Consider the following 24,606-nt stretch of genomic DNA (forward strand, 5'->3'; position numbering starts at 1 on the left):
TAACCTGTTTATGTACAACCACACACGAAAATCAACAACAATACAGGTCAATATGTAAATAATCAAGGAGGTATATCCTATGTTTAAACGTATTCTTATCGCTAACCGCGGTGAAATCGCTGTCCGTGTAATCCGTGCCTGTCAGGAACTGGACATTGAAACCGTCGCTGTATATTCCGAAGCCGACGCCAATGCCCTGCATGTTCAGCTCGCCGACCAGTCTGTCTTTATCGGACCATCCGATGCCTCAGAAAGCTATCTGAACAAGGCCGCCATTCTGAATGCGGCCCGGGAATCGGGCGCTGATGCAATCCACCCGGGTTATGGATTCCTATCGGAAGATGCCGACTTTGCCGAACAGGTTTCAGAAGCCGGTCTGACCTGGATCGGACCGATGCCGGAAACCATCCGGCTCGTCGGCGATAAAGACATCGCCCGGGCGGCCATTGCGCCTTCCGGTATTCCTATGGCAAAAGGAAGCAATCCCCTCGCCAACAGGGAAGAAGCCATCGCAGCAGCCCGCAAAGTAGGTTATCCGGTTATCCTCAAACCAGTAGCCGGAGGCGGCGGCAAAGGCATGTGCGTCGCACATGACGAAAAAGACCTTTGCAACATTCTCGATTACCTCGTCGACATCACCAAAACCAAATATTACTTTGAACATTACATCGAACACTCCCGCCATATCGAAGTGCAAATCGTCGCGGACAACTATGGCGAAGTCCTGCACCTCGGCGAACGCGAATGCTCGCTGCAGCGGCGCAATCAAAAACTGCTGGAAGAATCGCCTTCCATCGCTCTGACGCAGGACATGCGTGACCGCGTCGGACGTCTCGCCGTCAAAGCAGCCAAGAGCGTCCATTACTCCAATATCGGTACGGTGGAATTTCTGCTGGATCTTTCCAATAATGAATTCTATTTTATGGAAATCAATCCGCGCATTCAGGTAGAGCATGGAATCACTGAAGCGGTGACCGGCTTTGATCTCGTCCGCACACAAATCCGCATTGCAGCAGGAGAAGCTTTGGAAATCACACAGGACGACGTCCGATTTACCGGACACGCCATAGAATGCCGCATCAATGCCGAAGATCCGGACAACCACTTCATGCCTTCTCCGGGGCAGATCACGTTTCTCCATGAGCCGAGCGGCCCCCGAGTCCGGTTCGACAGCGGCGTAACAGCCGGTCTGTCCATTGAACCGTACTATGACTCCATGATCGCCAAAATCATCGTTCATGGACGCACCCGCGGCGATGCCATCAAAATCATGGAACGAGCCCTCAAGGAATTTCGCATTGATGGCGTAAAAACCACCGTTTCCCTGCATAAAAAAATTCTCAAAGATACCTACTTCCGCACGGGCAATATCGATACACAATTTATCAAGCATCGTATGCACGCCTATGAATCCACCGAAAAAAAAGACGGGGCAAAAGAAATCAACGCCAGTACCTATTTTGCCTGAAAAAAAGGCCGACAGCACTGTCATGCTGCCGGCCTTTTATCCTTTCTGGTGCGGATGAAGGGACTTGAACCCATACGCCATGCGGCACTGGATCCTAAGTCCAGCGCGTCTGCCAATTTCGCCACATCCGCTCATTATTCCCTTTCGATAAAGTGAGCCTTATTCAGAGCTGCAGGGGCGCTTATCTCCCTCCGGAAGATGCGAAAGTCTTAGCGCCCATTAGCATCGGATAAAAGAAATGGGAACTTTATCATTATATACCAGAGATTCTGAACCTGTCAAACCCGAACATGTCAGAGACGAACCAGCAGGCCTTCAAACAGCTGAACCAGCCAGGAAGCAATACTGAATCCCTGCGATACCGAATCCGCCGTCATATCAACGCTGCCGACCGGCTGTCCCTCATAGCAAATCAGGATACGCCCCGCCACTTCGCCTTTCCGGATCGGCGCTGTCATGACGCGGGGAATATCATAGCGCAAAGAATACTTTCCCGGATCCTCCCCATGAATCAGCGGATAATCAATATCCGAAACCGGATGAAGCCATGTAGATGCCTGCGTCCCTCCTTTTACCCAGACGCGACGGCTGATCTTTTCCTTTGCCATGCCGCGGACCATCCGGACATGGCTGAATCCGTATGACAGCATTTTTTCCGCATCCGTAAACCGCTCCTCCGGCCCCGATGTCTGCATCAGAACAGCAATAAGCTCCACGCCGTTCCGCCTGGCCGAAGCAGCCAGACATCCCCCGGCCGCACTCGTCCAGCCGGTTTTGATTCCAGTCGTTCCTCCATAACTTCCCAGCAGTTTATTGGTATTCAAGACCAGCAGATGACCATTCCGCGGAAGTGTCCAGCGTATCACCCTTTCCCGCTGGCTGACCATCCGCCGGAACGAAGGGTTTTCCATCGCATATTTCGCCAGTCTGGCCATATCGCGTGCTGTAGAATAATGATTCGGGTCTGTCAGGCCATTCGGATTGGAAAAATGCGTATGCTCCATCCCCAGTTCCTGGGCTTTTTCGTTCATTCGGCGGGCAAATTCGGCGGTGCTTCCATCAATCTGCTCAGCCACGGCTACAGCAGCACCGTTATCGGAAACCATCATCATGCCGGTCAGCAGTTCCTCCGCCGTAAGGCAGTCCCCCGCCCGGATTCCCAGCGGACAATCCTCCGTCGCCGCCGCCTCCGGCGATATAAATATTTCCGTATGCGGTGAAATGATGTCCAGCCCGAGCAGCGCTGTCATGATCTTTGTCATACTGGCTGGATAATGACGGTCATCCGCCTGCTTTTCCCAGATCACCCGGCCGGTCGATGCTTCAATCAGAATAGCAGATTGTGCTGCAATATGTGGTTCATCGGCATCGTCCGCATACGAAATCGATCCGCGACCGGCCACCAGGCAGATTATCCATACCAGAAAAAAAACATACCGTAATCTCTTCAACCCCAGAATTCCTCCCATGAAAAAAGCTCCGCGAAACTTCGCGAAGCTGATGATTCAAGTGGTGCCGGAAGCCGGACTTGAACCGGCACGTTGTTGCCAACGGCAGATTTTGAGTCTGCTGCGTCTGCCAATTCCGCCATTCCGGCACAAAATATGAATGCGTCATTGACAAAAAATAGTATACTACATCACCGGCTTGCTTGTCAATCCCTTCATTCAACCTTTTGGCATGGCCAGACGAAGTGCATCCCCGACCTGTTCCGCGCCATAAAGATGAATACCCTTAACCGAATCGGCTATCTGCCGATAATTTTTCATTGGCAGGACGACATGACGAAATCCGAGGCGCCGGGCTTCATTCACGCGCAAATCGGCCTGACTTACAGCCCGCACCTCACCGGATAATCCTACTTCACCGAAGACAATCATCTTGGGGCGAATCAAGCGATTGGCAAAACTCGACGCCATCGCGACGCAGATCCCCAGATCGGCAGCCGGCTCATCGATGCGTATGCCGCCAGCCACTTTCACATACACATCACAAGCTCCGATCTGCAAGTGTACACGCTTTTCCAGCACGGCCAGCAAAAGCTGAATCCGTTTAATGTCCACTGAATCCGCCGTCCGGCGCGGCGGAACATAAGGAGTCGGAGCGACCAGAGCCTGCAGCTCTACCAGCAGCGGCCGTGTCCCTTCAACCGTTGGAATAATCACGGTACCGCTGTCACTTTCACGGTCGGACAAAAACAGCCTGGAAGCATCCGGAACATCGACCAGCCCCATGTCGCGCATCTCAAACAGTCCCAGCTCATTCGTACTGCCAAAGCGATTCTTAACGGCCCGGAGTACACGATACTCGGCGTTGCGCTCTCCTTCAAAATAAAGCACCGTATCTACGATATGTTCCAGCACACGCGGGCCGGCCAGATTTCCTTCCTTTGTCACATGACCGATGACAAACGCCGCAATTCCATTCGATTTGGCCATGCGAAGCAACTCTACTGCACATTCCCGAACCTGAGAAACACTTCCCGGTGCGCTTTGAATCTCCGGTTTAAAAATGGTCTGTATCGAGTCGATGACCAGAAGGGCGGGTTCTGTACTGCGAATATGCGCTTCAATGGTTTCCAGATTCGTTTCACTGACTACGAACAGTTCGTCCGCCAACGCATGAAGCCGGTCCGCCCGCATGCGGATCTGCCGCGTGCTTTCCTCACCGGTCACATAGAGAACCTTTCGCCCGGATCGTGCGACCTCCGCACAAACGCGAAGCGTCAGGCTGGACTTTCCCACGCCGGGATCACCGACAATCAGGACCATGGAACCCGGAATCACACCGCCCCCCAGCACACGATCCAGTTCTCCCGAGCCGGTCAGAAATCGCGGCTGGTCTTCGACCTGCACATCCGCGATTGGACGCGGTCTCTGAGCATCCGAAAGCCCCAGACGCAGTCCGCCGCTCCCGGAAGAATCGGGCGTGACCGATTCCTCCACCATCGTATTCCAGGATCCGCAGCCCGGGCATTTGCCCAGCCACTTCGGCGTATCATAACCGCACTCCTGACAAACAAAAACCGTTTTTCGCTTTTTCGGCATAGCCTGACGCACTCCCTCTTTGAGACATAGACACCCCAGTTCATTTCTATTATACCAGCGAACGCGTCTGACCACCAGCAAACACAGCGATTCCCTTTTTTCCCCCGCAAATTTCCACCATTTCCCAAGAAAACATGCTCCTATGAACCCGGAATGATTCCATCCTGACTTCATAGGAGCATGTTTTCTTATACGGTTCAACCCTTAACGGGAAAAGATTCGACCGAGCAGCCGGAGGCTCCATCGCCCCAACCAGACAAGAGCCCAGCAAAAGGTGCTGAAAACATTCCATAACTTTCCGGCCGGACCAGCCGAATCCAATTTATTTTCCGGCATCTGCGATCACCTTTTTCTCAGAAGAAGAAGGCCGGGCCTTCGGTTCCTTTTTGACAAACTCCAGCTTCTCGCCGCTCTTGCGGACATAAATCGTATCACCGGATTGAAATACACGGCTCAGCAGACGTTCGGCGATTTCATCTTCGATCAGCTTCTGAATGGCCCGTTTAAGCGGCCGCGCTCCGTATTTGAAATCCGTTCCGGCTTCGACCAGCCGATTTTTCGCGGACGGACTGATTTCCAGACGAATCTTTTTCTCTTCCAAACGCGTCCGGACATCCCGAAGCAGAATATCCACAATTTTGGCCAATTCCGGCCGGCCCAGCGGATGAAAGACCAGCAATTCGTCAATGCGATTAAGGAATTCCGGCTTGAACAGCCGCTTCACTTCCTCCAACACCCGCTTTTTCCCGGCTTCTTCCGCTTCTTTCTCTTCCTCTCCGGCATGGCTCACAGCAAACCCCATCGCGGTATTCTTCTTGCGCAGAAAATTCGCACCGGCATTGGAAGTCATGATGATCACTGTATTGCGAAAATCCACCGTACGGCCCTGACCATCCGTCAATCGGCCATCATCCAAAACCTGCAGCAGAATGTTAAACACATCCGGATGAGCCTTTTCGATTTCATCCAGCAAAATAATGGAATACGGTTTTCTTCGCACCGCATCCGTCAGCTGACCGCCTTCCTGATAACCGACATACCCCGGAGGTGCTCCAACCATACGGGAAACTGAATATTTTTCCATGTACTCCGACATATCAAAACGAATGACAGCATCCTCCGAACCAAACAACACCTCGGCCAAAGCGCGGGCCAGTTCTGTTTTGCCAACGCCAGTCGGCCCGAGAAACAGGAAAGAACCGATCGGACGCCGCGGGTCCTTGAGTCCGGATCTTGCCCGCCGCACAGCCTTGGATACCGCCTGCACTGCCTCCTGCTGTCCGATAATCCGGCGCGACAAAATCCGTTCCATATGAAGCAGCCGTTCCGACTCACGCGCCGCAATCTGCCGGACAGGTATTCCCGTCCACTGTGCCACGACGTCAGCGATATCATCTGCCGTCACAGTGATGCGGCTGCTGCCTTTTTTCTCCCATTTCCGACGCGCATCATCCAAGCTGTTCTGAACAGTCTGCGTTTTATCGCGCAGAGAAGCTGCCCTTTCATAATCCTGAGCGGAAATCGCCGCTTCCTTTTCAACGTGAAGCTTTTCCAATTCTTCACGGATCGAACGAACCTGCTCGGGCGGCTCCACCTGCCTCATCCGCACCTTGGACGCCGCCTCATCCATTAGATCAATGGCTTTATCCGGCAAAAAACGGTCGGTAATATACCGGTGCGACAGCTTCACTGCCGCCTCGATCGCTTCGTCCTTAATGACGGCCCGATGAAATTCCTCATAGTTTGCCCGCAGTCCCTTTAAAATTTTTTCTGCATCCTCCATCGAGGGTTCCTCGACCATAATGGTCTGGAAGCGGCGGGATAAAGCAGCATCCTTTTCCAGATGTTTCTTGTACTCATCCAGCGTAGTGGCTCCGATGACCTGAATTTCACCGCGGGATAAAGCTGGTTTTAGAATATTTGCCGCATCCAGCGCGCCTTCCGCAGCACCGGCACCAACCAAAGTATGCATTTCATCGATAAAAAGGATCACATTGCCTGCGCGGCGGATCTCTTCAATGATTCCTTTCAGGCGCTCCTCAAATTCGCCGCGGTATTTCGCACCAGCCACCAAAGATGCCATCGACAGCGAAATAACCTTTTTCTCCTGCAGCATATAAGGGACCGTCCCTTCGACTATGCGCTGCGCCAGCCCTTCTGCAATCGCGGTTTTCCCTACGCCGGGCTCGCCGAGCAGAATCGGATTGTTCTTCGTGCGGCGCGACAAAATCTGGATCACACGCTGTATTTCTTTATCCCGGCCGATAACGGGATCCATTTGAGATTCTTTGGCCATCCGATTGAGGTCACGCCCATACTTTTTCAGCATAGGCATTCCATTCTCTCTCCGTCCCCGCCCTTTAGCGGCGGCTTCATCGCCCTCCGAAGCCGCTTCATGTCCCGACGAGTCAATGCGTTCCAAGACCTCTCCCTGAAGGACATCCGGATCCACGCCCATGCGTTCAATCACTTCAATGGCCGCGCCCTCTGATTCTTCCAGCAGACTCAGCAGAATATGCTCCGTTCCGATATAGTCATGCCCCAGCTGCTGTGCTTCCTCCACTGCTCCTTCCATGACGCGTTTTGCCCGCGGTGTGTAATACGGATTATCGGACGGATATTCCGCTTCCTGCGCCACAATGCTCTTGATCTGCCCGACGACTTTTTCAAAAGTCATGCCTACAGCTTCCATAGCTTGTGCCGCTATCCCCCCCTGCTCATGAAGCAGACCGAGCAGAATATGCTCTGTTCCAATATAATCCTGTTCCAGATCCTGTGCCGCATACTGGGCAAATTCAATTGCCTTGATGGCACGATTCGTAAAATGGTTTCGATAATTCATGGATGCTCCTCCGGATTCATGCGGTGACGCTCCAGCCCTTTTCGTACGTTTTGAGCACGAAGCCGGTCCGTCTCGTTTTTGGACAGGTTTTCGTTTTCCGCCAGATTCTGCAGGAAACTGGTGCGTCCGCCAATCAGAATATCAGAATAACAATCCGGCGAAACGCCACGGATCAGCTTAAGGTCTATGCCAAGCCGCACTTTAGAAAGCAGCTCCAGCACTTCTTTCTCGGAAAGCAGCCGCGCATAGGACAAAATTCCATAAGCACGCCACACCTCGTCCTCCAAACGTTCTTTCATATAAAGAGCCAGCGCTTTCCGCGCTCTGCGCTCATGCGCTACAATTTCATTCACGGCACTCTTGAGATTATCGATCAGCTCCCGCTCAGAAAAGCCCAGCGTCAGTTGATTGGAAATCTGAAAGAGACAGCCGACCTGTTCCTTTTCATCGCCATACAGTGAACGGACCGCAAGGCCCAGCTGCGGCGATACATTGATGATGCTGCTCACATTACGTGTAAACACCAGTCCCGGCAAATGAAGAAGAACGGATGCACGAAGCCCCGTTCCCAGATTTGTCGGGCAGGAAGTCAAATACCCCATCTTTTCATCAAAAGCAATATCCAGACGGGACTCAACGAGATCATCCAACCGGGAAGCCATCTTCAACGGCTTCTCCAGATCCAGGCCGGGGGCCATGCACTGAATGCGAAGATGATCTTCTTCATTAATCATAATACTGATGCAGCGATCCGCGGAAACATAAGCCGCCCGGTATTGCGGATTTTTTATCAAATTTCCGCTGATCAACTGCTTTTCGATCAGCACTTCGCGCTGAAGCGGAGTAAGGCGCTCCATATCCGCACGATCAAACGTCTGTCCGATGGCCTTCTGTATTTCTGGAAGGACACCGTCCATTTCAGCCAGCACTTCGGACAGCTGACTGAAATCCGCGCGGTTAGGGAAGGGCTGCTGACGAAGGTTTCTGGCCAGCCGGATCCGGCTGGCCAGAACGACATCATGATCCTGACCGCAGGCCTTCAGCCAGGCCAGATCATTTTTACACAACAGATCATTCATTGACATACTCTTCCCCTCCTTTCTTCTGTAAAAGCTCCTTTTCCAGTGCCCGAATCTTATCACGGTACTCCGCAGCCTTTTCAAATTCCTCCTGTGCTACGCTCTCCTGAAGCTGCTGACGCAGCATGCCGATCTCATGTTTGAGTTCCAGCGTCCCACCGGTACGATGAGGAATCTTTCCGCGATGAACACTGGAACCATGAATCCGGCGCAGCAAAGGCTCCAGCTGGGGACGAAAGGTCCGATAACATTCTGCGCAGCCGATTTTTCCCGTCTGCTGAAAATCCCGATAACTCATCCCGCAGCTCGGACATACTAACTCATCCTGCCCGGCCAGACGTCTCCCCTCCTGATCGGGCGCATTGCTGAAAATTCCCTTCAAGAAGTCATTCATAGATACGTTGCGATGGCGCTGCTGAGGCGTCAGAAATTCCCCATAAGCCGCCGCACATTCCTCGCAAAGATTCTTTTCAATCTTTCCGTCCGGACCGATCTGTGTAATATGGACGACCGCTTCATTGCGGCCGCAATCGTCGCATAGCATAAAAAAACCTTCTTCCTGTTCCCTCGCATTTTTCTTTCTCTCTCGTCCAATCTGTCATCTATGAGAAATTTTCCAGCGTCATAATCATGGACTTAAGCAGATGGACGCGCTCTTTCGGGGTAATATGTTCTGCCTGATAGACTGAAACCACAAACTGCATCATAAGAGCTGCCTCCCGATTCGTCACCATTTGATGCTTCAGCAGATAATGCACCATGGACTGCACCAACGGCAGCTCCGTTTCCTCATCAATTTTTTCCAGCATATCCTGATACACCATGTTTTTCATCGGAATCTGAACAATACGAATATAACCGCCCAATCCACGGCGGGATTCTACTACAAACCCCTTATCCTGCGTAAAACGGGTCGAAAGAACATAACTGATCTGCGATGGCGCACAGGAAATCTCATCAGCGATATCCGTCCGGCGAAGCTCAACTTTACCGTCCTGACGGGCAGCCAGCTGACGCAGGATATAAGCTTCAATCAAATCTGCAATATTGCTCATATTACTCACCTTCAACATGAATTGACCATTTGACTTTTATTTAATTCTATTATATTTGTTTATTTGACTTTTGGCAAGAAAAAAGCGGGAATTTCTTCAAAATTCCCGCCCCTGCGATCTTATTGCAGAGCCTGTTTGAGTACATCCATATTCCGCTTCATGGTTTCAATATAAGCGTCGGCAGCACGTTCATCCGCTTCCCCGGTTACCACGGGATCCAGCGTATAAATCCCTGCACCAGTCTCCCGGGCAATGGTCTCCGCTGCCGCCGGCGAATACTGTGGTTCCGTAAACAGAACCTTCACCGGCATCCGATTCACTGCGGAAATCGTCGCTTCCAGTTCCTGCGGAGATGGGTCGGTTCCCGGTTCATGTTCAATAACGCTCACGATATTCAAGTGAAATTCTTTGGCCAGATAAGGAAAGGCTTCATGAAAGGTCACAATATCTTTGTGCGGGAGGTCGTCCAGCTGCGCATGCATCTCCTTTTTCAAATCTTCCAGTTTCGTACAATACTCCAACGCATTCTTGCGGTAAGCATCCGCATGATCCGGGTCCGCCTCACAAAGTTTAGACGTAATGGTCTGTACCTGCGCAATCGCATACGTAACAGACATCCATACATGCGGATTATCTTCTCCATCATCAGTAATAAAGGAAATGTCCGGATTATCGGATGCCTCAATCACTTTCAGCTTCTGCTGCTTGCGTGCTTTATCCAAAAACGCTTCCATGCCAGCGCCATTAACAACAAATACATCGGCCTGTTCCAGCGTTTTCATATCTTCTGTAGTCAGCTGATAATCGTGCAGGCAGCCCGTCTGAGGCTTTGTCATATTGACCACCTTAACCCCATCAATGCCCTTCGTGATATTGAGAACATCAATATACATAGGATAAAAGGAAGTCACAATCGTAAAGTCTTTTCGCTCTCCACGCTGTTGCTGGCTCCCACAGCCGGCGGCCAGCAGCAGGCAAAGCAGCCCGACAGCCAGTACGGTCAAAATTTTTTTCAATGCGTCATCCTCCATACAGATAAAAATATTTCTCATTTATCATTTTATCAGAAGTGTCAAGTATCCTGCATCACAAACAGTACCGATGAATCTCTGACCTTGCCCCGACCCCGCAAGAGCCGAAAATTTCATAAAAAAAGGACTTCCTGCAGCAGGAAGCCCTTTCTGAACCAAAAACAATCAGCCGAGAATAACCAGCGACTCATGTGCTTTAACGCTCTGGCCGGCATCAACATTAAATGCCTTAACCGTGCCATCTGCGTCTGCGGCAATCTCATTCTGCATTTTCATTGCTTCAAGAATCAGCAGCGTATCCCCAGCCTTAACAGCTTGACCTTCCTGAGCAACAAGCTTGACAATTTTGCCCGGCATCGGCGCGTCGATAGAATGCTCGCCCGCGGCAGCGGCAGTAGCAGCTTTTTTCGGCGCAGCCGGCGCGGCCGGAGCGGCTTTCGGAGCCGGAGCAGCGGCTTTCGGAGCAGCCGCCGGAGCAGATTTTACCTCTTCTACTTCTACTTCATAGGCAGTACCATTCACGGTGATGTTGAACTTTTTCATTATGAATTCCTCCAAACAGTTATCCACTTCGGAAACGATCAAAACGGTCTGGCCAGACCGCCCCGGGCAGACACTGCCCACACATCGCTGCGCTTGATGCGTACAGCGATGACTTTATTTTCCGTCATCATCCGGACAGCGGCTGAAATCGCCGCCACAATTTCCGGAGAAACGCCCTTTGCTTCTGTTTTCATGATGCTCCCCTCCGGTTCCATCAAAGCGGGATGTTCCCATGCTTCTTGGCCGGGCCGACTTCACGCTTGCTGGCCAGTGCATTCAATGCCGTAATAATACGCGGACGCGTCTCCTTCGGCTCAATGACCATATCCACATAGCCGCGTTCAGCAGCGACATACGGCGTAGCAAAATTCTCGACATATTCCGCCGTTTTTGCCTCTTTATCCGGATCCTTGCGGAAAATAATGTTCGCCGCACCAGCCGGTCCCATAACAGCAATCTCAGAGGTCGGCCATGCCATGACCTGATCGGCGCCTAACTCACGGCAGCACATAGCAATGTACGAACCGCCGTAAGCCTTGCGTGTAATAACCGTAACTTTAGGAACGGTAGCCTCGCTATAAGCATACAGCATTTTTGCACCATGACGAATGATACCATTATGCTCCTGATCAACACCCGGAAGGAAACCCGGTACATCGACAAGATTAACCAAAGGAATGTTGAACGCATCACAGAAACGGATAAACCGTGCGGATTTGTCGGAAGCATCGACATCCAGACAGCCGGCCATTACATTCGGCTGGTTGGCGATAATGCCTACGCTGCGGCCGTCAAAACGCGCGAAGCAGCAGATAATGTTCGTAGCGAAATGTTCATGAACTTCGTAGAACTCTCCGTTATCGACGATGGAGCGGATGACGTCTTTCATATCGTACGGCGCATTCGGATTGTCCGGAATGACCGTATTGAGACTCTCATCCTGACGATCCGGATCATCACCGGTCTCAAGGACAGGCGCATCTTCCATATTATTGCTCGGCAGGAAGGACAGCAGATAGCGAATCTGCTTGATGCAGTCATCTTCATCCTCTGCAGCAAAATGCGCAACGCCGCTGCGCGTATTGTGCGTCATCGCACCGCCAAGAGCTTCCGCTGTGACTTCCTCCGCCGTGACCGACTTGATGACGGCCGGGCCGGTGATGAACATCTGGCTCGTATTCTTAACCATGTAGATAAAGTCCGTGATCGCCGGGCTGTATACCGCACCGCCCGCGCACGGCCCCATGATAACGGAGATCTGCGGAATAACACCCGAAGCCGCCGTATTGCGGTAAAAAATGCCGCCATAGCCGGACAAGGCATCAACCGCTTCCTGAATACGGGCTCCGCCTGAATCATTGATGCCGATACAGGGGGCTCCCATCTTCATCGCAAGATCCATGACCTTCCAGATCTTATGTGCGTGCTTCTCGCCCAGCGATCCGCCTTCCACTGTAAAATCCTGTGCATAGGCATAGACAAGGCGGCCGTCAATCGTACCATAGCCTGTAACAACGCCTTCGCCGGGAAGCTCTTTCTTCTCCTGGCCGAAATTCGTGCAGCGATGCTTCATGAACATATCCAATTCGACGAAGGTTCCCTCGTCAAACAGCTTGTTGATGCGCTCACGGGCTGTCTGTTTGCCCTTCGCATGCTGCTTGTCAATACGTGCCTGACCGCCGCCCTGCATGATATGTTCTTTTTTTGCATGCATTAAGTCAATCTTTTCCTGAACAGTAGCCATTATATACCTCCTATAATTAGCTTGCGAGAAATCCGGGCCTCGCCCTTTTTCTCATGTTCTGCAATCTCTATTTTGCACTATTCGTGTGAAAATTGCAAGACTAATTGATTACCAGGTAATAAAATACGCAGAAGAGGAATCAGTCACGCTGGCAAAGTTCAAGAAGAACGCCATGAGAAGCTTTCGGATGAACGAAAGCAATCTTGGCACCGCCGGCCCCTTTACGAGGTTTCTCATCAATGAGGCGAACCCCTTTTTCTTTCAGATCCGCCAGTGCGGCCTCAAGATCATCCACGCGCAGCGCAATATGCTGAATACCGCCCCGCCCATTATTTTTTTCAATGAATTTGGCAATCGGAGAGGACTCCTCCGTTGCAGCCAGCAGTTCAATCTCACTGCCGTTCGGCGTCGGGAAAAATCCCGTCGTCACCTTCTGCTCTGCAACGGTTTCTTCTCCATTGGCCGGCAGCCCGAGGACATCCCCCCAGAAAGCGCCAACTTCTTTGAGATCTGCTACTGCTACGCCAATATGATCTACACCTAAAACCTTAAACATATTCGTTCCTCCTGTTCATCTGAGCATTTCCTTCATTACACTGCCTACCACAGTATACGGGTCCGTTTCTCTTTTTCTGATCTTTTCTACGTAAGCATCCAAACGCCCGCTGTCCACAATCCTGCCCTTGATATATGCGCCGATATTGCTGCGCAAAATATCCAGCATTTCATCCCGCGTTCGCTTGGTACGTCTTGCCGTCAGCTGCCCGTTCTTTTCAATATAGTCCCGATGCTTCTCCACCGTCGCCAAAAGGTCGGAAATTCCCTCGTTCTGGCTGGCCACGACCTTAGTAATCGGGGGACGCCAATCCGTCATAAAGCTATCCAGATCCAGCATCATATTTATTTCCCGGACCAGCTTATCCGCTCCGTCAAGATCCGACTTATTGATACAATAAAGATCACCGATTTCCAGGATTCCTGCTTTAATGGCCTGAATATCATCGCCCATTCCCGGAATCAGCACAACTACCGTCGTATCGGCGGCCTTGACAATATCCACCTCAGACTGCCCTACGCCAACCGTCTCAACGATAATGATGTCCTTTCCAAAAGCATCCATTGCTTTTACTGCATCGGCTGTCTTATGGGACAAGCCGCCAAGACTGCCCCGGGTTCCCATGCTGCGGATAAAGACTCCCTCGTCAAGCGTCAGTCCATTCATCCGGATACGGTCGCCAAGAATCGCTCCTCCTGTAAATGGGCTTGTCGGATCAACAGCAACAATACCGACGGTCTTCCCCTGCTTCCGGTATTCCCTGGCAATTTTATCCGTCAGGGTACTCTTTCCTGCTCCCGGAGGGCCTGTAATGCCCAGAACATACGCATGACCGGTGTGCGGATACAATTTTTTCATGATATCCGTTGCCTCATCATACTCGTTCTCAATTGCCGTAATCGCACGGGAAAGCGCCAGCCTGTTGCCCTTCAGCAGTTCTTCTGCAATATTCAAACTGCCACCGCCTTTCCAATTGTAAACTGGATCTTATTCTTTCGTTGACTGCTTTCTACACGAAAATAGTGCTGTGAGTACGTTCCCGAAACAGCCTGTCAGCTGCTTCGGGAACAACACTCTCAACACTACCTGTCTTGTCAGAGTTTCACATGCTCCTTGATGAAGTTTACGACATCACCAGTCGGCGTTCCCGGAGTGAATACTTCCGCTACGCCGGCTTCTTTCAGGGCAGGAATATCGGTCTCAGGAATGACACCGCCGCCAATGATCAGGACATCATCCATCCCCTTTTCACGAATCAGGTCAACAACTTTCGGGAACAAATGACCATGCGCGCCCGAAAGGATGCTCATAGCAACGACATTGACATCTTCCTGCAGTGCTGCCTCTGCAATCTGCTCCGGAGTCTGACGAAGTCCCGTATATACGACTTCAAACCCCGCATCACGCAAAGCACGGGCAACAACCTTTGCCCCGCGGTCATGACCGTCCAAGCCCGGTTTGGCAACTAATACTCTAATTTTCTTTTCCATTTTGAATTCCTCCAACCATCGCTTATCGCTGATCAACCCATACGATATGAATCACAGGCTGACATGCGCCTCATATTCGCCAAAGACTTCGCGCATGACGTTGCAGATCTCACCCAATGTTGCATAGGTCTTGACCGCAGCGAGAATATGCGGCATGAGATTTTCCTGCTCGTCCTGACATGCCTTTTTAAGATCAGCCAGCGCAGCCTTCACTGCCTCATTGTCCCGTTTCGCCTTGAGCTCGTTGACCTTTGCCTTCTGACGCTCACCGACAGCTTCATCGACTTTCAGCAGGTCTTTCGGAGGTTCTTCGTTTTCCATCTGGAATTTGTTGACGCCAACGATCGTGCGGGCACCGGACTCGACATCCATCTGCCATTTGTAAGCAGAATCCTGAATCTCTTTCTGGATATACCCTTTTTCAATTGCTGCCACGGCGCCGCCCATATCGTCAATCTTTTTGATATAATCCCATGCTTCCGCTTCGATCTTATTGGTCATAGCTTCTACATAATAGGAGCCTGCCAGCGGGTCGATGACATCAGCCAGACCGCTTTCATACGCAACGATCTGCTGCGTGCGCAGCGCAATCGTAACCGACTCCTGCGTCGGAAGAGCCAATGCTTCATCGCGGGAATTCGTGTGCAGGGACTGCGTTCCGCCCATGACAGCGGCAGCCGTCTGCAGCGCAACACGAACGATATTATTGTTCGGCTGCTGAGCCGTCAGCATGGAACCAGCCGTCTGCGTGTGGAAACGCAGCTTCATGCTCTTGTCCTTTTCTGCATGGAAACGTTCCTTCATAACCTTTGCCCAGATTCGGCGGGAAGCACGGAACTTAGCGACTTCCTCCAGTACATTGTTATGCGCATTCCAGAAGAAAGAGAGCCGGCCGGCGAAATCATCGATCTTCAGACCTGCCTTGATAGCCGCTTCGCAATAGGCGATACCATCGGCGATCGTGAAGGCGATCTCCTGAGCAGCCGTGGAACCTGCCTCACGGATATGGTAACCGGAAATGGAGATCGTATTCCATTTCGGCACATTCTTCGAGCAATACTCAAAGATGTTCGTGATCAGGCGCATGGACGGACGCGGCGGGAAAATGTACGTGCCGCGCGCAGCATATTCCTTGAGAATATCATTCTGGATTGTACCGCGCAGCTGATCAGCAGGAACGCCCTGCTTTTCCGCCACAGCGATATACATGGCCAGCAGAACCGATGCCGGCGCATTGATGGTCATAGAGGTTGATACCTTGCCAAGATCAATCTGATCAAATAAGACTTCCATGTCGGCCAGCGAATCGATGGCAACACCGACTTTGCCGACCTCGCCTTCCGAAATCGGATCCGTGGAATCATATCCAATCTGGGTCGGCAGGTCAAAAGCGCAGGACAGGCCTGTTGCACCGTTCTCAATCAGCATGCGGTAACGCTTGTTGGATTCCTCCGCCGTAGAGAATCCCGCATACATACGCATCGTCCAGAAACGGCCGCGATACATCGTCGGCTGAACACCGCGGGTATATGGATAAACGCCTGGGAAACTGATCTCATCCGCATAATCCGTATCCTTGATGTCCAGCGGCGTGTACAAACGCTGCTCCGGGAGATGATCGCGCTCCGGGAAACGGGCTACTGCCTTTTCCACGCTTGCCTGATATTTGGCAAGCTCCGCCTGAATTTTCTCATGTTCTGTGCTCATTTGGAAATTCCTCCTGATTCATTCAGTCCAATATATCCCTTTATATCTTTTTATATTTTTTATTTCATGCTTCCATTTTCCACGAACCGCTCATGGAAGGAAAGTGCTTCATGAAGGAGATGCGGGGTATTTGCATGTTTCGTCGCCGCATCGGCACGCTGGAAATAATCCAGCAGAATGGGCCGGTAATCCGGGTGTGCGCAGTGGTTGATGATTTCCAGAGCGCGTTCACGCGGTGCCTTGCCCCGAAGATCTGCGATGCCCTGTTCGGTGATGATAATATCCACATCATGTTCGGTATGATCCACATGCGAACACATAGGAACCACAGAGGAAATCTTTCCGTCTTTTGCAACGGACGGCGTATAAAAGATCGTCAGATAAGCATTGCGGGCAAAGTCGCCGCTGCCGCCGATACCGTTCATCATTTTCGTCCCCGTAATATGCGTCGAATTGACATTGCCATAAATATCAACCTCAATCGCCGTATTCATAGCGATCACGCCGAGACGATGAACGACTTCCGGGCTGTTGGAAATTTCTTCCGGACGAAGCAGCAGATATTTCTTATATTTTGCGACGTCCTTATAGAAACGAGCCATTCCCTCCGGCGACGGGCTGAACGCCGTGCCAGACGCAAAATTCAGCTTGCCGGCATCAATGAGATCCAGCATGCCATCCTGAATGACCTCTGTATATACCGTAAGATCTTTGAGATCAGAATCGACAAATCCGGCGATGACCGCATTGGCCACATTGCCGACACCAGACTGGAGCGGAAGCAGATTTTCCGGCATGCGTCCCGCCTGAATCTCCTTTTTGAGGAAATCCAGTGTAAACTGGCTCATTTTTTTGGAATTTTCATCGATCGCCTTCAGGGAACGAGTATGATCCGGTATATCACAGGGAACGATATACTTAATCTTTTCCGGTGTGCAGGGGATATACGGCGTTCCCACGCGGTCGCTGGCCTTAACGATCGGAATCGGCAGACGATTCGGCGGATCCATCGGAATGTACACATCGTGCATACCCTCAAGATCCAGCGGCTGCGAGGTATTCACTTCGACGATAACGGTATCTGCACTCTGTACATAAGAAGCCGCATTCCCCAAAGATGTAGTCGGAATGATGTTCCCATCTTCTGTAATCGCACAGGCTTCCACAACAGCCACATCGATCTTGCCAAGATAGCCGCAGCGGCTGAGCTGTGCAGACTCTGACAAATGGAGGTCAAGATAATTGACCGAACCATCATTGATCTCATTCCGCAGTACCTTGTCGGTCTGATACGGCAGACGCTTCTTGATTCCATGTACCGCAGCCAAAGCATCATCAAGTTCCGGGCCGGTTGAGGCACCAGTCCACAAATTGATCGTAAACGGTTCCTTTTTCATGCGTTCCGCCAGAGCAAGCGGTACTGCTTTCGGGTAAGCAGATGCCGTAAAGCCGCTGGTTGCGACATTCATTCCCGGCTGGAAAAAGGCTGCGGCCTCTTCTGCCGTCACAATTTTCGCCTGCAGCGCTTTGTTGCGCACGCGATCGAGAATATCTATCATGGAAAATCCTCCCTCATCAGTGTCCTCCCCGTTCGGTTCCGACAACAGATTTTAACGTCCGGGACCAGGTGTCGCGTTTAAAATTCCTTATTACGATTTAATCCAGATTCTCACTGATAACAAGAAGTTATCGAGACCATGAATTATAATTATAAATTATCGTAATGGTATGCTCCACTTATGTCCCATTCATAAGAATATCACGAAAAGAAACCGCCGTCAAGATAGAGTTGACGGCGGTTCATGGCATTTTGTTCCAATCTTCACATATTCAATATCCTGTTTATTTTCTGGTAATGTGATAGGATAAACTGCTCAATCCAATAGACAGATCTTCATTCACGATGTGCATGGATTCCGGCACTTCCATCTTGATTGGTGCGAAATTCCATATCCCTTTCACGCCGGATTCGACCAATTTATCGGCCACTCCCTGCGCAAAGGCAGCAGGAACAGCGATAATCCCAATCTGAATATTTCTCTCCTTGACGATTTGCTTGATATTGCGGATATCTTCCACTTTAACATGATTGACCGTCCTGCCGATTACGTTAGGATCCTGATCAAACAGCGCAACAAGATTGAAGCCCAGCGTGACAAAATTCTGGTAATTGGCCAGCGCTGCGCCCAAATGCCCGATACCGACCACAGCAATGTTCCAATGGTTATTCAATCCAAGAATCTCGCCGACATTGCGCTTCAGCTCATTGACATAATAGCCGACGCCTTTTTTCCCAAACTGGCCGAAGGAAGCCAGATCCTTACGAATCTGCTCCGGTGTGATTCCCAGTCTTCTTCCGAGCTCGTCGGAAGAGATAATATCGATCCCTTCGTCCTGTGCCAATCGCAGCGTACGAAAATAAAGGGGAAGGCGATCGATTGTCGCCTTGGAAATATTGACTTTCTCTTTCATAGGAACGCCTCTCTTTCTCAGCTGGCGATGATCTCCTCATGCTGCAGGGAAACAGCAGATGCCGCAGCTGCCAGCATCCAGAACAACATCGATGACGGAATATTAAACAGCAAATCATCCGTCAGCCCATTCAGGGCAATCGAAAGCACAGCCAGTCCCATCCCCAGTGATGCCCCTTCCAAAAGGCGGGACGCCGGCCACTGGAGAAACTCCTGCCAAAAAGGAAGAAACAAAGGAGCGAAAGAAGATACTGCGCATTCGTCTACCTGCTGTTCTTCCTTCGTTTCCTTCCCCTCTTCGTTCTTTTTGGAAACCTCTGCCTCCTGCGCTTTTGAGGAACCGTTCACCCGAAATGTCTGACGCAGGGCAGTAATCATTGTCCCAAAGAAAAACCACAAAAACGCAGCAGCTCCCGGCAGACCGATCTCAGCCGCATAATTCAGGTAGAGATTATGTGCGTGTACAATGCGAATATCTGCTCCCTGCAAATAGAAATCATACTCCGGATAAACCATCCAATAGGCTCCCCAGCCGATCCCCAAAAACGGATGATCCTGTATCATGGCCACCGTGCTTTCCCAAAAAGCCAGCCGCATTTCCGAAGACGTATCCACTTTCGTAAACACGGAAGCCAGCCGTTCATAAAGGACTGGATCCAGCAACAAAAGGCCGCCCCCTACCACCAGGCAAGTCAGCAAAACACGCCGGTCTTTCAGCACACCATAAATCGCAAAAAGGATGGCAATGACAAGGCAGGCGCCGCGGGCATAGGTCATGGCCAGGCAGGCTGCCAGCAACAGCATTGCCACGCCGAGCACACAGCGCTTGCCTTTGGAATCCGCCTTGATGAACAAGCCAAACGCCATACATATCATGATATCGAGATATCCCGCCAGTATATTCGGATTCTCCCAGGTAGAAAATACCCGCTTCCGCAATTCGGGAAAAGCGTCGCCGTCTACCCATTTCATCGCACTGATATCGATACCGAACACATACTGATAAAATCCGTAAAGCACGACCAGAACGGCAGCCATTCCCAGCGCAGTCAGCCATTCGCGAAGCTGCGCCGAAGTGCGGATCTGCTGCCCGACAACCAGATAAGTCAGGGCATAGACCCCGACCAGATTGTACCAATTATAGAAACTGAAACCCCGATCCGGCGAAGCCAATACGGAAACACCGCTGATCAGAATGAACAGCCCTGCCGGAACATCAAAGGGGAGATGTCGGAGACAGAATGATGGATCCAGCCGCAGCCTCACCAGCAGGAGCAGAACAGCAGCCAGCAGGGCAGCGATTGCCCCAGCCGGATATAAAGCGAGCAGAAAGGTTTCCGCCAGCACAGCGTACCAGGACCATCTTGCGATGCGGCCTTTCCATCGTTCGCGTGCCGCGTCGCGGCGCCGCTGACGAAAATCCGGGTCCGTACCGGAGCTTGTCCTCATAACGCATCCCTCCGTTCCAGAAGCTGACGCACACCGCCCACAAGATACAGCGAACCAGCCATAACCAGAAGTTTTTCTCCGTTTGCCAGTTCCAATGCGCGATCCAGCGCCTCGGCATTATCCGCCACCGCCTCGACATGCTGCACATGCGGAGCCGCTCTGCGAGACAAATCCAAAAGATCTGCCGCCCGGTCTGAATGCGGCGTAGTAACAACAACCGTGTCATTCGGACGAAGAAGAATATCGAGCATGGAATCAATGTCCTTGTCCCTGAGAATACCAAGAAGCAGGACGCGCTGCTCCGCCGGAAAATAAAGGTCCAGACTGTCCCGCAGCGCCATCATCCCTGCCGGATTATGAGCGCCATCCACAATAACGGTCTGCCGCCCCCGGTCGATGCGCTCAAAACGGGCCGGCCAGGTCACCAGCCGAAGAGCCTCATCGACCGTCTTTGCCCGGATACGACTGTCTATGTTGTGAAGAAGAGCCGCCGTCATTACCGCCACAGAACTGTTTTCCACCTGATGCCGGCCAAGCAGGTGCAGTTCATAGGGCTCGTTCGAAATCCCCAGCAATGCCGAAGAAAATTCCAGCCTTTGCGTATGCCCGTCACAGGATAAATAATTCGTATGAAAATCCTCCCCGGCAACAAAGATATCCGAATTTCGCTCTTCTGCCGTATGCCGTATGATATCCAGCGGCACTCCCGAAGCCGCTGTGACCACAGGCACGCCGTCTTTGATTATCCCGGCTTTATGGCGGGCAATCCCCTCCAGTGTTCCGCCGCAGCGGTCTGCATGTTCCATAGAAACATTCGTGATCACAGATACTTCCGGCACAATGACATTCGTGGAATCGAGCAGTCCTCCCAGCCCCACTTCAATCACTGCATATTCCACACGGCGGACGGCAAAGTAGTAGAATGCCATCGCTGTAAGCACTTCAAACTGCGTCGGGCATTCAGCCCCCTCAGCCTCCATCCGGTCAATACAGCCGCGGACAACCGCCAGACAGTCTGCAAACTCCTGCTCACCGATCGGCTGTCCATCCACCTGAATCCGCTCCGTATACGACACCAGATGCGGCGAAGTATACAGACCGGTATGTATCTCCGAACGAAGAAGGATGCCTGCTAACATAGCGGATACCGAGCCCTTTCCGTTCGTCCCGGTTACATGAATCGTCCGGTAGCGATCCTGCGGAAGGTCCAGAAGTTCCAGTAAACGGCGGATACGCGAAAGCCCCAGCCTGACCCCAAAGATATTCAGCCCATCCAGATAGGACAAGGCTTCCTGATAATTCATGCTTGTCGCTCCTATCAAAGTTCCGCAAGATCTCTTATACGGGTTTCCACCGATTTTTTCTTCTCCTCATAGCCGGCCAGCTTCTCTCTCTCTCCCGCCACGATCTGTTCCGGCGCCTTTCGAAGGAATCCTTCATTGCTCAGCTTACCCGTCAGACGCTTGATTTCTTTCTCAAGCTTATCCAATTCCTTCTGAAGGCGGTTCGTCTCTTTTTCTACATCAATGAGCCCCTTGAGCGGCAGGAAAATCTCCACACCGGCAACAATGCCGGACATAGCATTGTCCGGTTTCTCGGCATCATCGGCCAGGAAAGTGACCGGATCGGCGGCCGCCAAAGCCTGAAGATAGCCCTGATGCGCGGCAAAAACCGGATGCAGCCCGCTTTCCGTGAAATGCAGCATAACCTCGCTTCTGTGCCCCGGCGCTGCGCCGACCTCGGCACGCAGGTTGCGGACAGTCTTGATGGTCTCCATGATAGCCGTCATCTGCGCCTCCGTCTCATCATCGATGAAGGCTTCGTCGCCCTTCGGCCAGTCGGCGATCATGATGCTCGGGAAACGCGTATCATGCGGCACCTTCTGCCAGATTTCCTCCGTGAGGAACGGCATAAAGGGATGCAGCAGGCGCAGCGTGTTCTCGAGGACATAGGAGAGCACATAGAGCGCCGTGTTCTTCGCGCGCACATTCTCCTTGTCGTAGAGGCGCGCCTTCGTGAGTTCGATGTACCAATCACAGAACTCATTCCAGAGGAACTCGTAGATCATGCGGCCCGCCTCGCCGAGCTCGAACTTGTCAAGACTCTCCGTGACGCCCTGCTCCGTGCGCGCGAAGCGCGAGAGGATCCAGCGGTCCGCAAGCGTGTAGTCCGCCTTCTCCGGGCGGAACGCGCGGTCGAAGCCCTCGAGGTTCATGAGGATGTAGCGCGACGCGTTCCAGATCTTGTTTGCAAAATTGCGCGCGCTCTCGACGCGCTCCCAATAGAAGCGCATATCGTTGCCCGGCGTGTTGCCCGTGATGAGCATGAAACGCAGCGTATCGGCGCCATACTTCTCGATGACCTCGACGGGATCGATGCCGTTGCCGAGGGACTTGCTCATCTTGCGGCCCTGACTGTCGCGCACGAGGCCGTGGATGAATACGTGATGGAATGGGATGTCCTTGCCGAACTCCAGCCCCATCATGACCATGCGCGCGACCCAGAAGAAGATAATGTCATAGCCCGTGACGAGCGTCGACGTCGGGTAGAACTGCGCGAGCTCCGGCGTCTTATCCGGCCAGCCGAACGTCTCGAACGGCCAGAGGCCCGAGCTGAACCAGGTGTCGAGCACATCCTCATCCTGATGGATATGGTGGCTCCCGCAGTGCGGGCATGCCGTGAGATCCGTGCGCGAGACGCTCGTCTCGCCGCAGTCGTCACAGTACCAGGCGGGGATGCGGTGACCCCACCAGAGCTGGCGCGAGATGCACCAGTCGCGGATGTTCTCGAGCCAGTTGATGTACGTCTTCGTGAAGCGCTCCGGCACGAACTGGATGCGGCCGTCCTTCACCGCCTCGATGGCCGGCTTGGCAAGGCTCTCCATCTTGACGAACCACTGCTTCGAGACGAGCGGCTCAATCGTCGAATGGCAGCGCGAGCAGTGACCAACGGCGTGCTCATGCTCCTCGACCAAGACGAGAACGCCCGTCTCCTCGAGTTCCTTGACAAGCGCCTTACGGCATTCGTAGCGGTCCATGCCCGCGTATTTTCCGGCTCCCTCGAGCATCTTGCCCGTATTGCCGATGACCTTGATTTCCTCAAGGTGATGGCGCTGGCCCATCTCGAAGTCGTTCGGATCGTGCGCCGGCGTGACCTTGACCGCGCCCGTGCCGAACTCCTTGTCGACATACTCGTCAGCGAACAGCGGAATGCGGCGGCCGACGACCGGCAGGATCAGCGTCTTGCCGACGAGATCCTTGTAGCGCTCATCGTCCGGATGTACCGCGACGCCCGTATCGCCGAACATCGTCTCCGGACGCGCCGTCGCGATCTCGACATACTTGCCCGGTTCGCCCTCTACCTCATAGCGCAGGTGCCAGAGATGGCCCTTCTCCGTCTCGTGCTCGACCTCGATGTCCGAGATGGCCGTGTTGCACGACGGACACCAGTTCGTAATACGCGTTCCCTGATAGATGAGCCCCTTCTCATAGAGGCTCACGAACACCTCGCGCACAGCGCGGCTGCAGCCCTCATCCATCGTGAAGCGCTCGCGGTCCCAGTCGAGCGAGGAGCCGAGGGAGCGCAGCTGGAACATGATGCGGCTGCCGAACTTCTCCTTCCAGTCCCAGACGCGCTCGAGGAACTTCTCGCGGCCGAGCTCATAGCGGTTCGTACCCTCCTCGCGCAGCTTTCCCTCGACCTTGGCCTGCGTCGCAATGCCCGCGTGGTCGCAGCCCGGGATCCAAACCGTGTTGCAGCCCTGCATGCGGTGATAGCGGATCAAAATATCCTGCAGCGTATTGTCGAGCGCGTGGCCCATGTGCAGCTGACCCGTGACGTTCGGCGGCGGGATGACCATGCTGTACGGCTTCTTGTTCTTATCCACCTCCGCATGGAAAAATTTATTCTTTTCCCAAAATGAGTACCATTTCTTCTCAAACAATTGCGGATCATAAACCTTTGGGATGTTGTTCCCCAGCTCTTCTTTTTCCGGCATAAAAATCCTCCTCAAAAAAATAAAGCGCTTCCGTCCCAAAGGACGAAAGCGCCTGCTTTCGTGGTACCACCAATGTTCCCGCAAAGCCTGACAGCCCTGCAGCTCCATGCCATAACGCGGCCCGCGT

Annotated in this window: 20 protein-coding genes, 2 tRNA genes and 1 other annotated feature (1 of these 23 only partly in view); of the genes, 1 reads left to right on the forward strand and 21 read right to left on the reverse strand. The window is 52.4% G+C overall.

Annotated features, from left to right (window positions below):
* The first annotated feature begins 79 nt into the window (after positions 1-79).
* Positions 80-1,468: an acetyl-CoA carboxylase biotin carboxylase subunit gene (locus FYJ78_RS06940; RefSeq protein WP_154620669.1), complete on the forward strand. Its 1,389-nt coding sequence runs from the start codon at positions 80-82 to the stop codon at positions 1,466-1,468.
* A gap of 46 nt (positions 1,469-1,514) precedes the next feature.
* On the opposite strand, the gene FYJ78_RS06945 is transcribed toward FYJ78_RS06940, so the two are convergent.
* The 21 genes from FYJ78_RS06945 to FYJ78_RS07045 all read right to left on the reverse strand — a co-directional run bounded on the left by FYJ78_RS06945 (position 1,515) and on the right by FYJ78_RS07045 (position 24,479).
* Positions 1,515-1,599 (reverse strand) — tRNA-Leu (locus FYJ78_RS06945).
* 162 nt (positions 1,600-1,761) lie between these two features.
* On the reverse strand, positions 1,762-2,919 hold the full coding sequence (locus FYJ78_RS06950; RefSeq protein WP_235899921.1) for a D-alanyl-D-alanine carboxypeptidase family protein: 1,158 nt from the start codon (positions 2,917-2,919) through the stop codon (positions 1,762-1,764).
* Positions 2,920-2,978: 59 nt separating this feature from the next.
* A tRNA-Leu gene (locus FYJ78_RS06955) sits at positions 2,979-3,065 on the reverse strand.
* Between the two features lie 70 nt (positions 3,066-3,135).
* Positions 3,136-4,515 (reverse strand): DNA repair protein RadA, encoded by a 1,380-nt coding sequence (gene radA, locus FYJ78_RS06960; RefSeq protein WP_154620671.1) that lies wholly within the window; start codon positions 4,513-4,515, stop codon positions 3,136-3,138.
* A gap of 322 nt (positions 4,516-4,837) precedes the next feature.
* Positions 4,838-7,357: an ATP-dependent Clp protease ATP-binding subunit gene (locus FYJ78_RS06965; RefSeq protein ID WP_154620672.1), complete on the reverse strand. Its 2,520-nt coding sequence runs from the start codon at positions 7,355-7,357 to the stop codon at positions 4,838-4,840.
* Positions 7,354-8,442: a protein arginine kinase gene (locus FYJ78_RS06970; RefSeq protein WP_154620673.1), complete on the reverse strand. Its 1,089-nt coding sequence runs from the start codon at positions 8,440-8,442 to the stop codon at positions 7,354-7,356. The genes FYJ78_RS06965 and FYJ78_RS06970 overlap by 4 nt, the downstream gene beginning before the upstream one ends.
* Positions 8,429-8,980 (reverse strand): UvrB/UvrC motif-containing protein, encoded by a 552-nt coding sequence (locus tag FYJ78_RS06975; protein ID WP_154620674.1) that lies wholly within the window; start codon positions 8,978-8,980, stop codon positions 8,429-8,431. The genes FYJ78_RS06970 and FYJ78_RS06975 overlap by 14 nt, the downstream gene beginning before the upstream one ends.
* 58 nt (positions 8,981-9,038) lie before the next feature.
* A complete protein-coding gene (locus tag FYJ78_RS06980; RefSeq protein ID WP_154620675.1) occupies positions 9,039-9,491 on the reverse strand; it encodes a CtsR family transcriptional regulator in 453 nt (150 codons plus the stop codon).
* 119 nt (positions 9,492-9,610) lie between these two features.
* The gene (locus FYJ78_RS06985; protein WP_235899923.1) at positions 9,611-10,507 is read right to left on the reverse strand and encodes a metal ABC transporter substrate-binding protein; all 897 of its coding nucleotides are present in this window, start codon (positions 10,505-10,507) and stop codon (positions 9,611-9,613) included.
* A gap of 180 nt (positions 10,508-10,687) precedes the next feature.
* Positions 10,688-11,065, reverse strand: coding sequence for a biotin/lipoyl-containing protein (locus tag FYJ78_RS06990; protein ID WP_154620676.1), 378 nt, complete (start codon positions 11,063-11,065; stop codon positions 10,688-10,690).
* 38 nt (positions 11,066-11,103) lie between these two features.
* A complete protein-coding gene (locus tag FYJ78_RS06995; RefSeq protein WP_154620677.1) occupies positions 11,104-11,259 on the reverse strand; it encodes a methylmalonyl-CoA carboxyltransferase in 156 nt (51 codons plus the stop codon).
* Between the two features lie 20 nt (positions 11,260-11,279).
* Positions 11,280-12,809 carry a methylmalonyl-CoA decarboxylase subunit alpha gene (mmdA, locus tag FYJ78_RS07000; protein WP_154620678.1) on the reverse strand — a complete coding sequence of 510 codons (1,530 nt, stop codon included), beginning with the start codon at positions 12,807-12,809 and terminating at the stop codon, positions 11,280-11,282.
* A gap of 139 nt (positions 12,810-12,948) precedes the next feature.
* The gene (mce, locus tag FYJ78_RS07005; RefSeq protein WP_154620679.1) at positions 12,949-13,365 is read right to left on the reverse strand and encodes a methylmalonyl-CoA epimerase; all 417 of its coding nucleotides are present in this window, start codon (positions 13,363-13,365) and stop codon (positions 12,949-12,951) included.
* A gap of 15 nt (positions 13,366-13,380) precedes the next feature.
* Positions 13,381-14,319 carry a methylmalonyl Co-A mutase-associated GTPase MeaB gene (gene meaB / locus FYJ78_RS07010; protein ID WP_154620680.1) on the reverse strand — a complete coding sequence of 313 codons (939 nt, stop codon included), beginning with the start codon at positions 14,317-14,319 and terminating at the stop codon, positions 13,381-13,383.
* Between the two features lie 140 nt (positions 14,320-14,459).
* Positions 14,460-14,855 (reverse strand): cobalamin B12-binding domain-containing protein, encoded by a 396-nt coding sequence (locus tag FYJ78_RS07015; RefSeq protein ID WP_154620682.1) that lies wholly within the window; start codon positions 14,853-14,855, stop codon positions 14,460-14,462.
* 51 nt (positions 14,856-14,906) lie between these two features.
* On the reverse strand, positions 14,907-16,562 hold the full coding sequence (locus tag FYJ78_RS07020) for an acyl-CoA mutase large subunit family protein (RefSeq protein WP_154620683.1): 1,656 nt from the start codon (positions 16,560-16,562) through the stop codon (positions 14,907-14,909).
* Between the two features lie 59 nt (positions 16,563-16,621).
* Positions 16,622-18,121, reverse strand: a complete 1,500-nt coding sequence (gene scpC, locus FYJ78_RS07025) for a succinyl-CoA:acetate CoA-transferase ScpC (RefSeq protein ID WP_154620685.1) — start codon at positions 18,119-18,121, stop codon at positions 16,622-16,624.
* A gap of 283 nt (positions 18,122-18,404) precedes the next feature.
* Positions 18,405-19,055, reverse strand: coding sequence for a redox-sensing transcriptional repressor Rex (locus FYJ78_RS07030; protein WP_268878430.1), 651 nt, complete (start codon positions 19,053-19,055; stop codon positions 18,405-18,407).
* Positions 19,052-20,482: an O-antigen ligase family protein gene (locus tag FYJ78_RS07035; protein WP_154620688.1), complete on the reverse strand. Its 1,431-nt coding sequence runs from the start codon at positions 20,480-20,482 to the stop codon at positions 19,052-19,054. The genes FYJ78_RS07030 and FYJ78_RS07035 overlap by 4 nt, the downstream gene beginning before the upstream one ends.
* Complete coding sequence (locus FYJ78_RS07040) at positions 20,479-21,786, reverse strand: bifunctional folylpolyglutamate synthase/dihydrofolate synthase (RefSeq protein ID WP_154620689.1); 1,308 nt, start codon at positions 21,784-21,786, stop codon at positions 20,479-20,481. The genes FYJ78_RS07035 and FYJ78_RS07040 overlap by 4 nt, the downstream gene beginning before the upstream one ends.
* A gap of 14 nt (positions 21,787-21,800) precedes the next feature.
* The gene (locus FYJ78_RS07045) at positions 21,801-24,479 is read right to left on the reverse strand and encodes a valine--tRNA ligase (protein ID WP_154620690.1); all 2,679 of its coding nucleotides are present in this window, start codon (positions 24,477-24,479) and stop codon (positions 21,801-21,803) included.
* A gap of 35 nt (positions 24,480-24,514) precedes the next feature.
* Positions 24,515-24,606 (reverse strand) — a binding site (T-box leader) (it continues 128 nt past the right edge of the window).

It is taken from the genome of Wylensekiella montiformis (assembly GCF_009697385.1).
Lineage (GTDB): Bacteria > Bacillota > Negativicutes > Selenomonadales > Selenomonadaceae > Selenomonas_A > Selenomonas_A montiformis.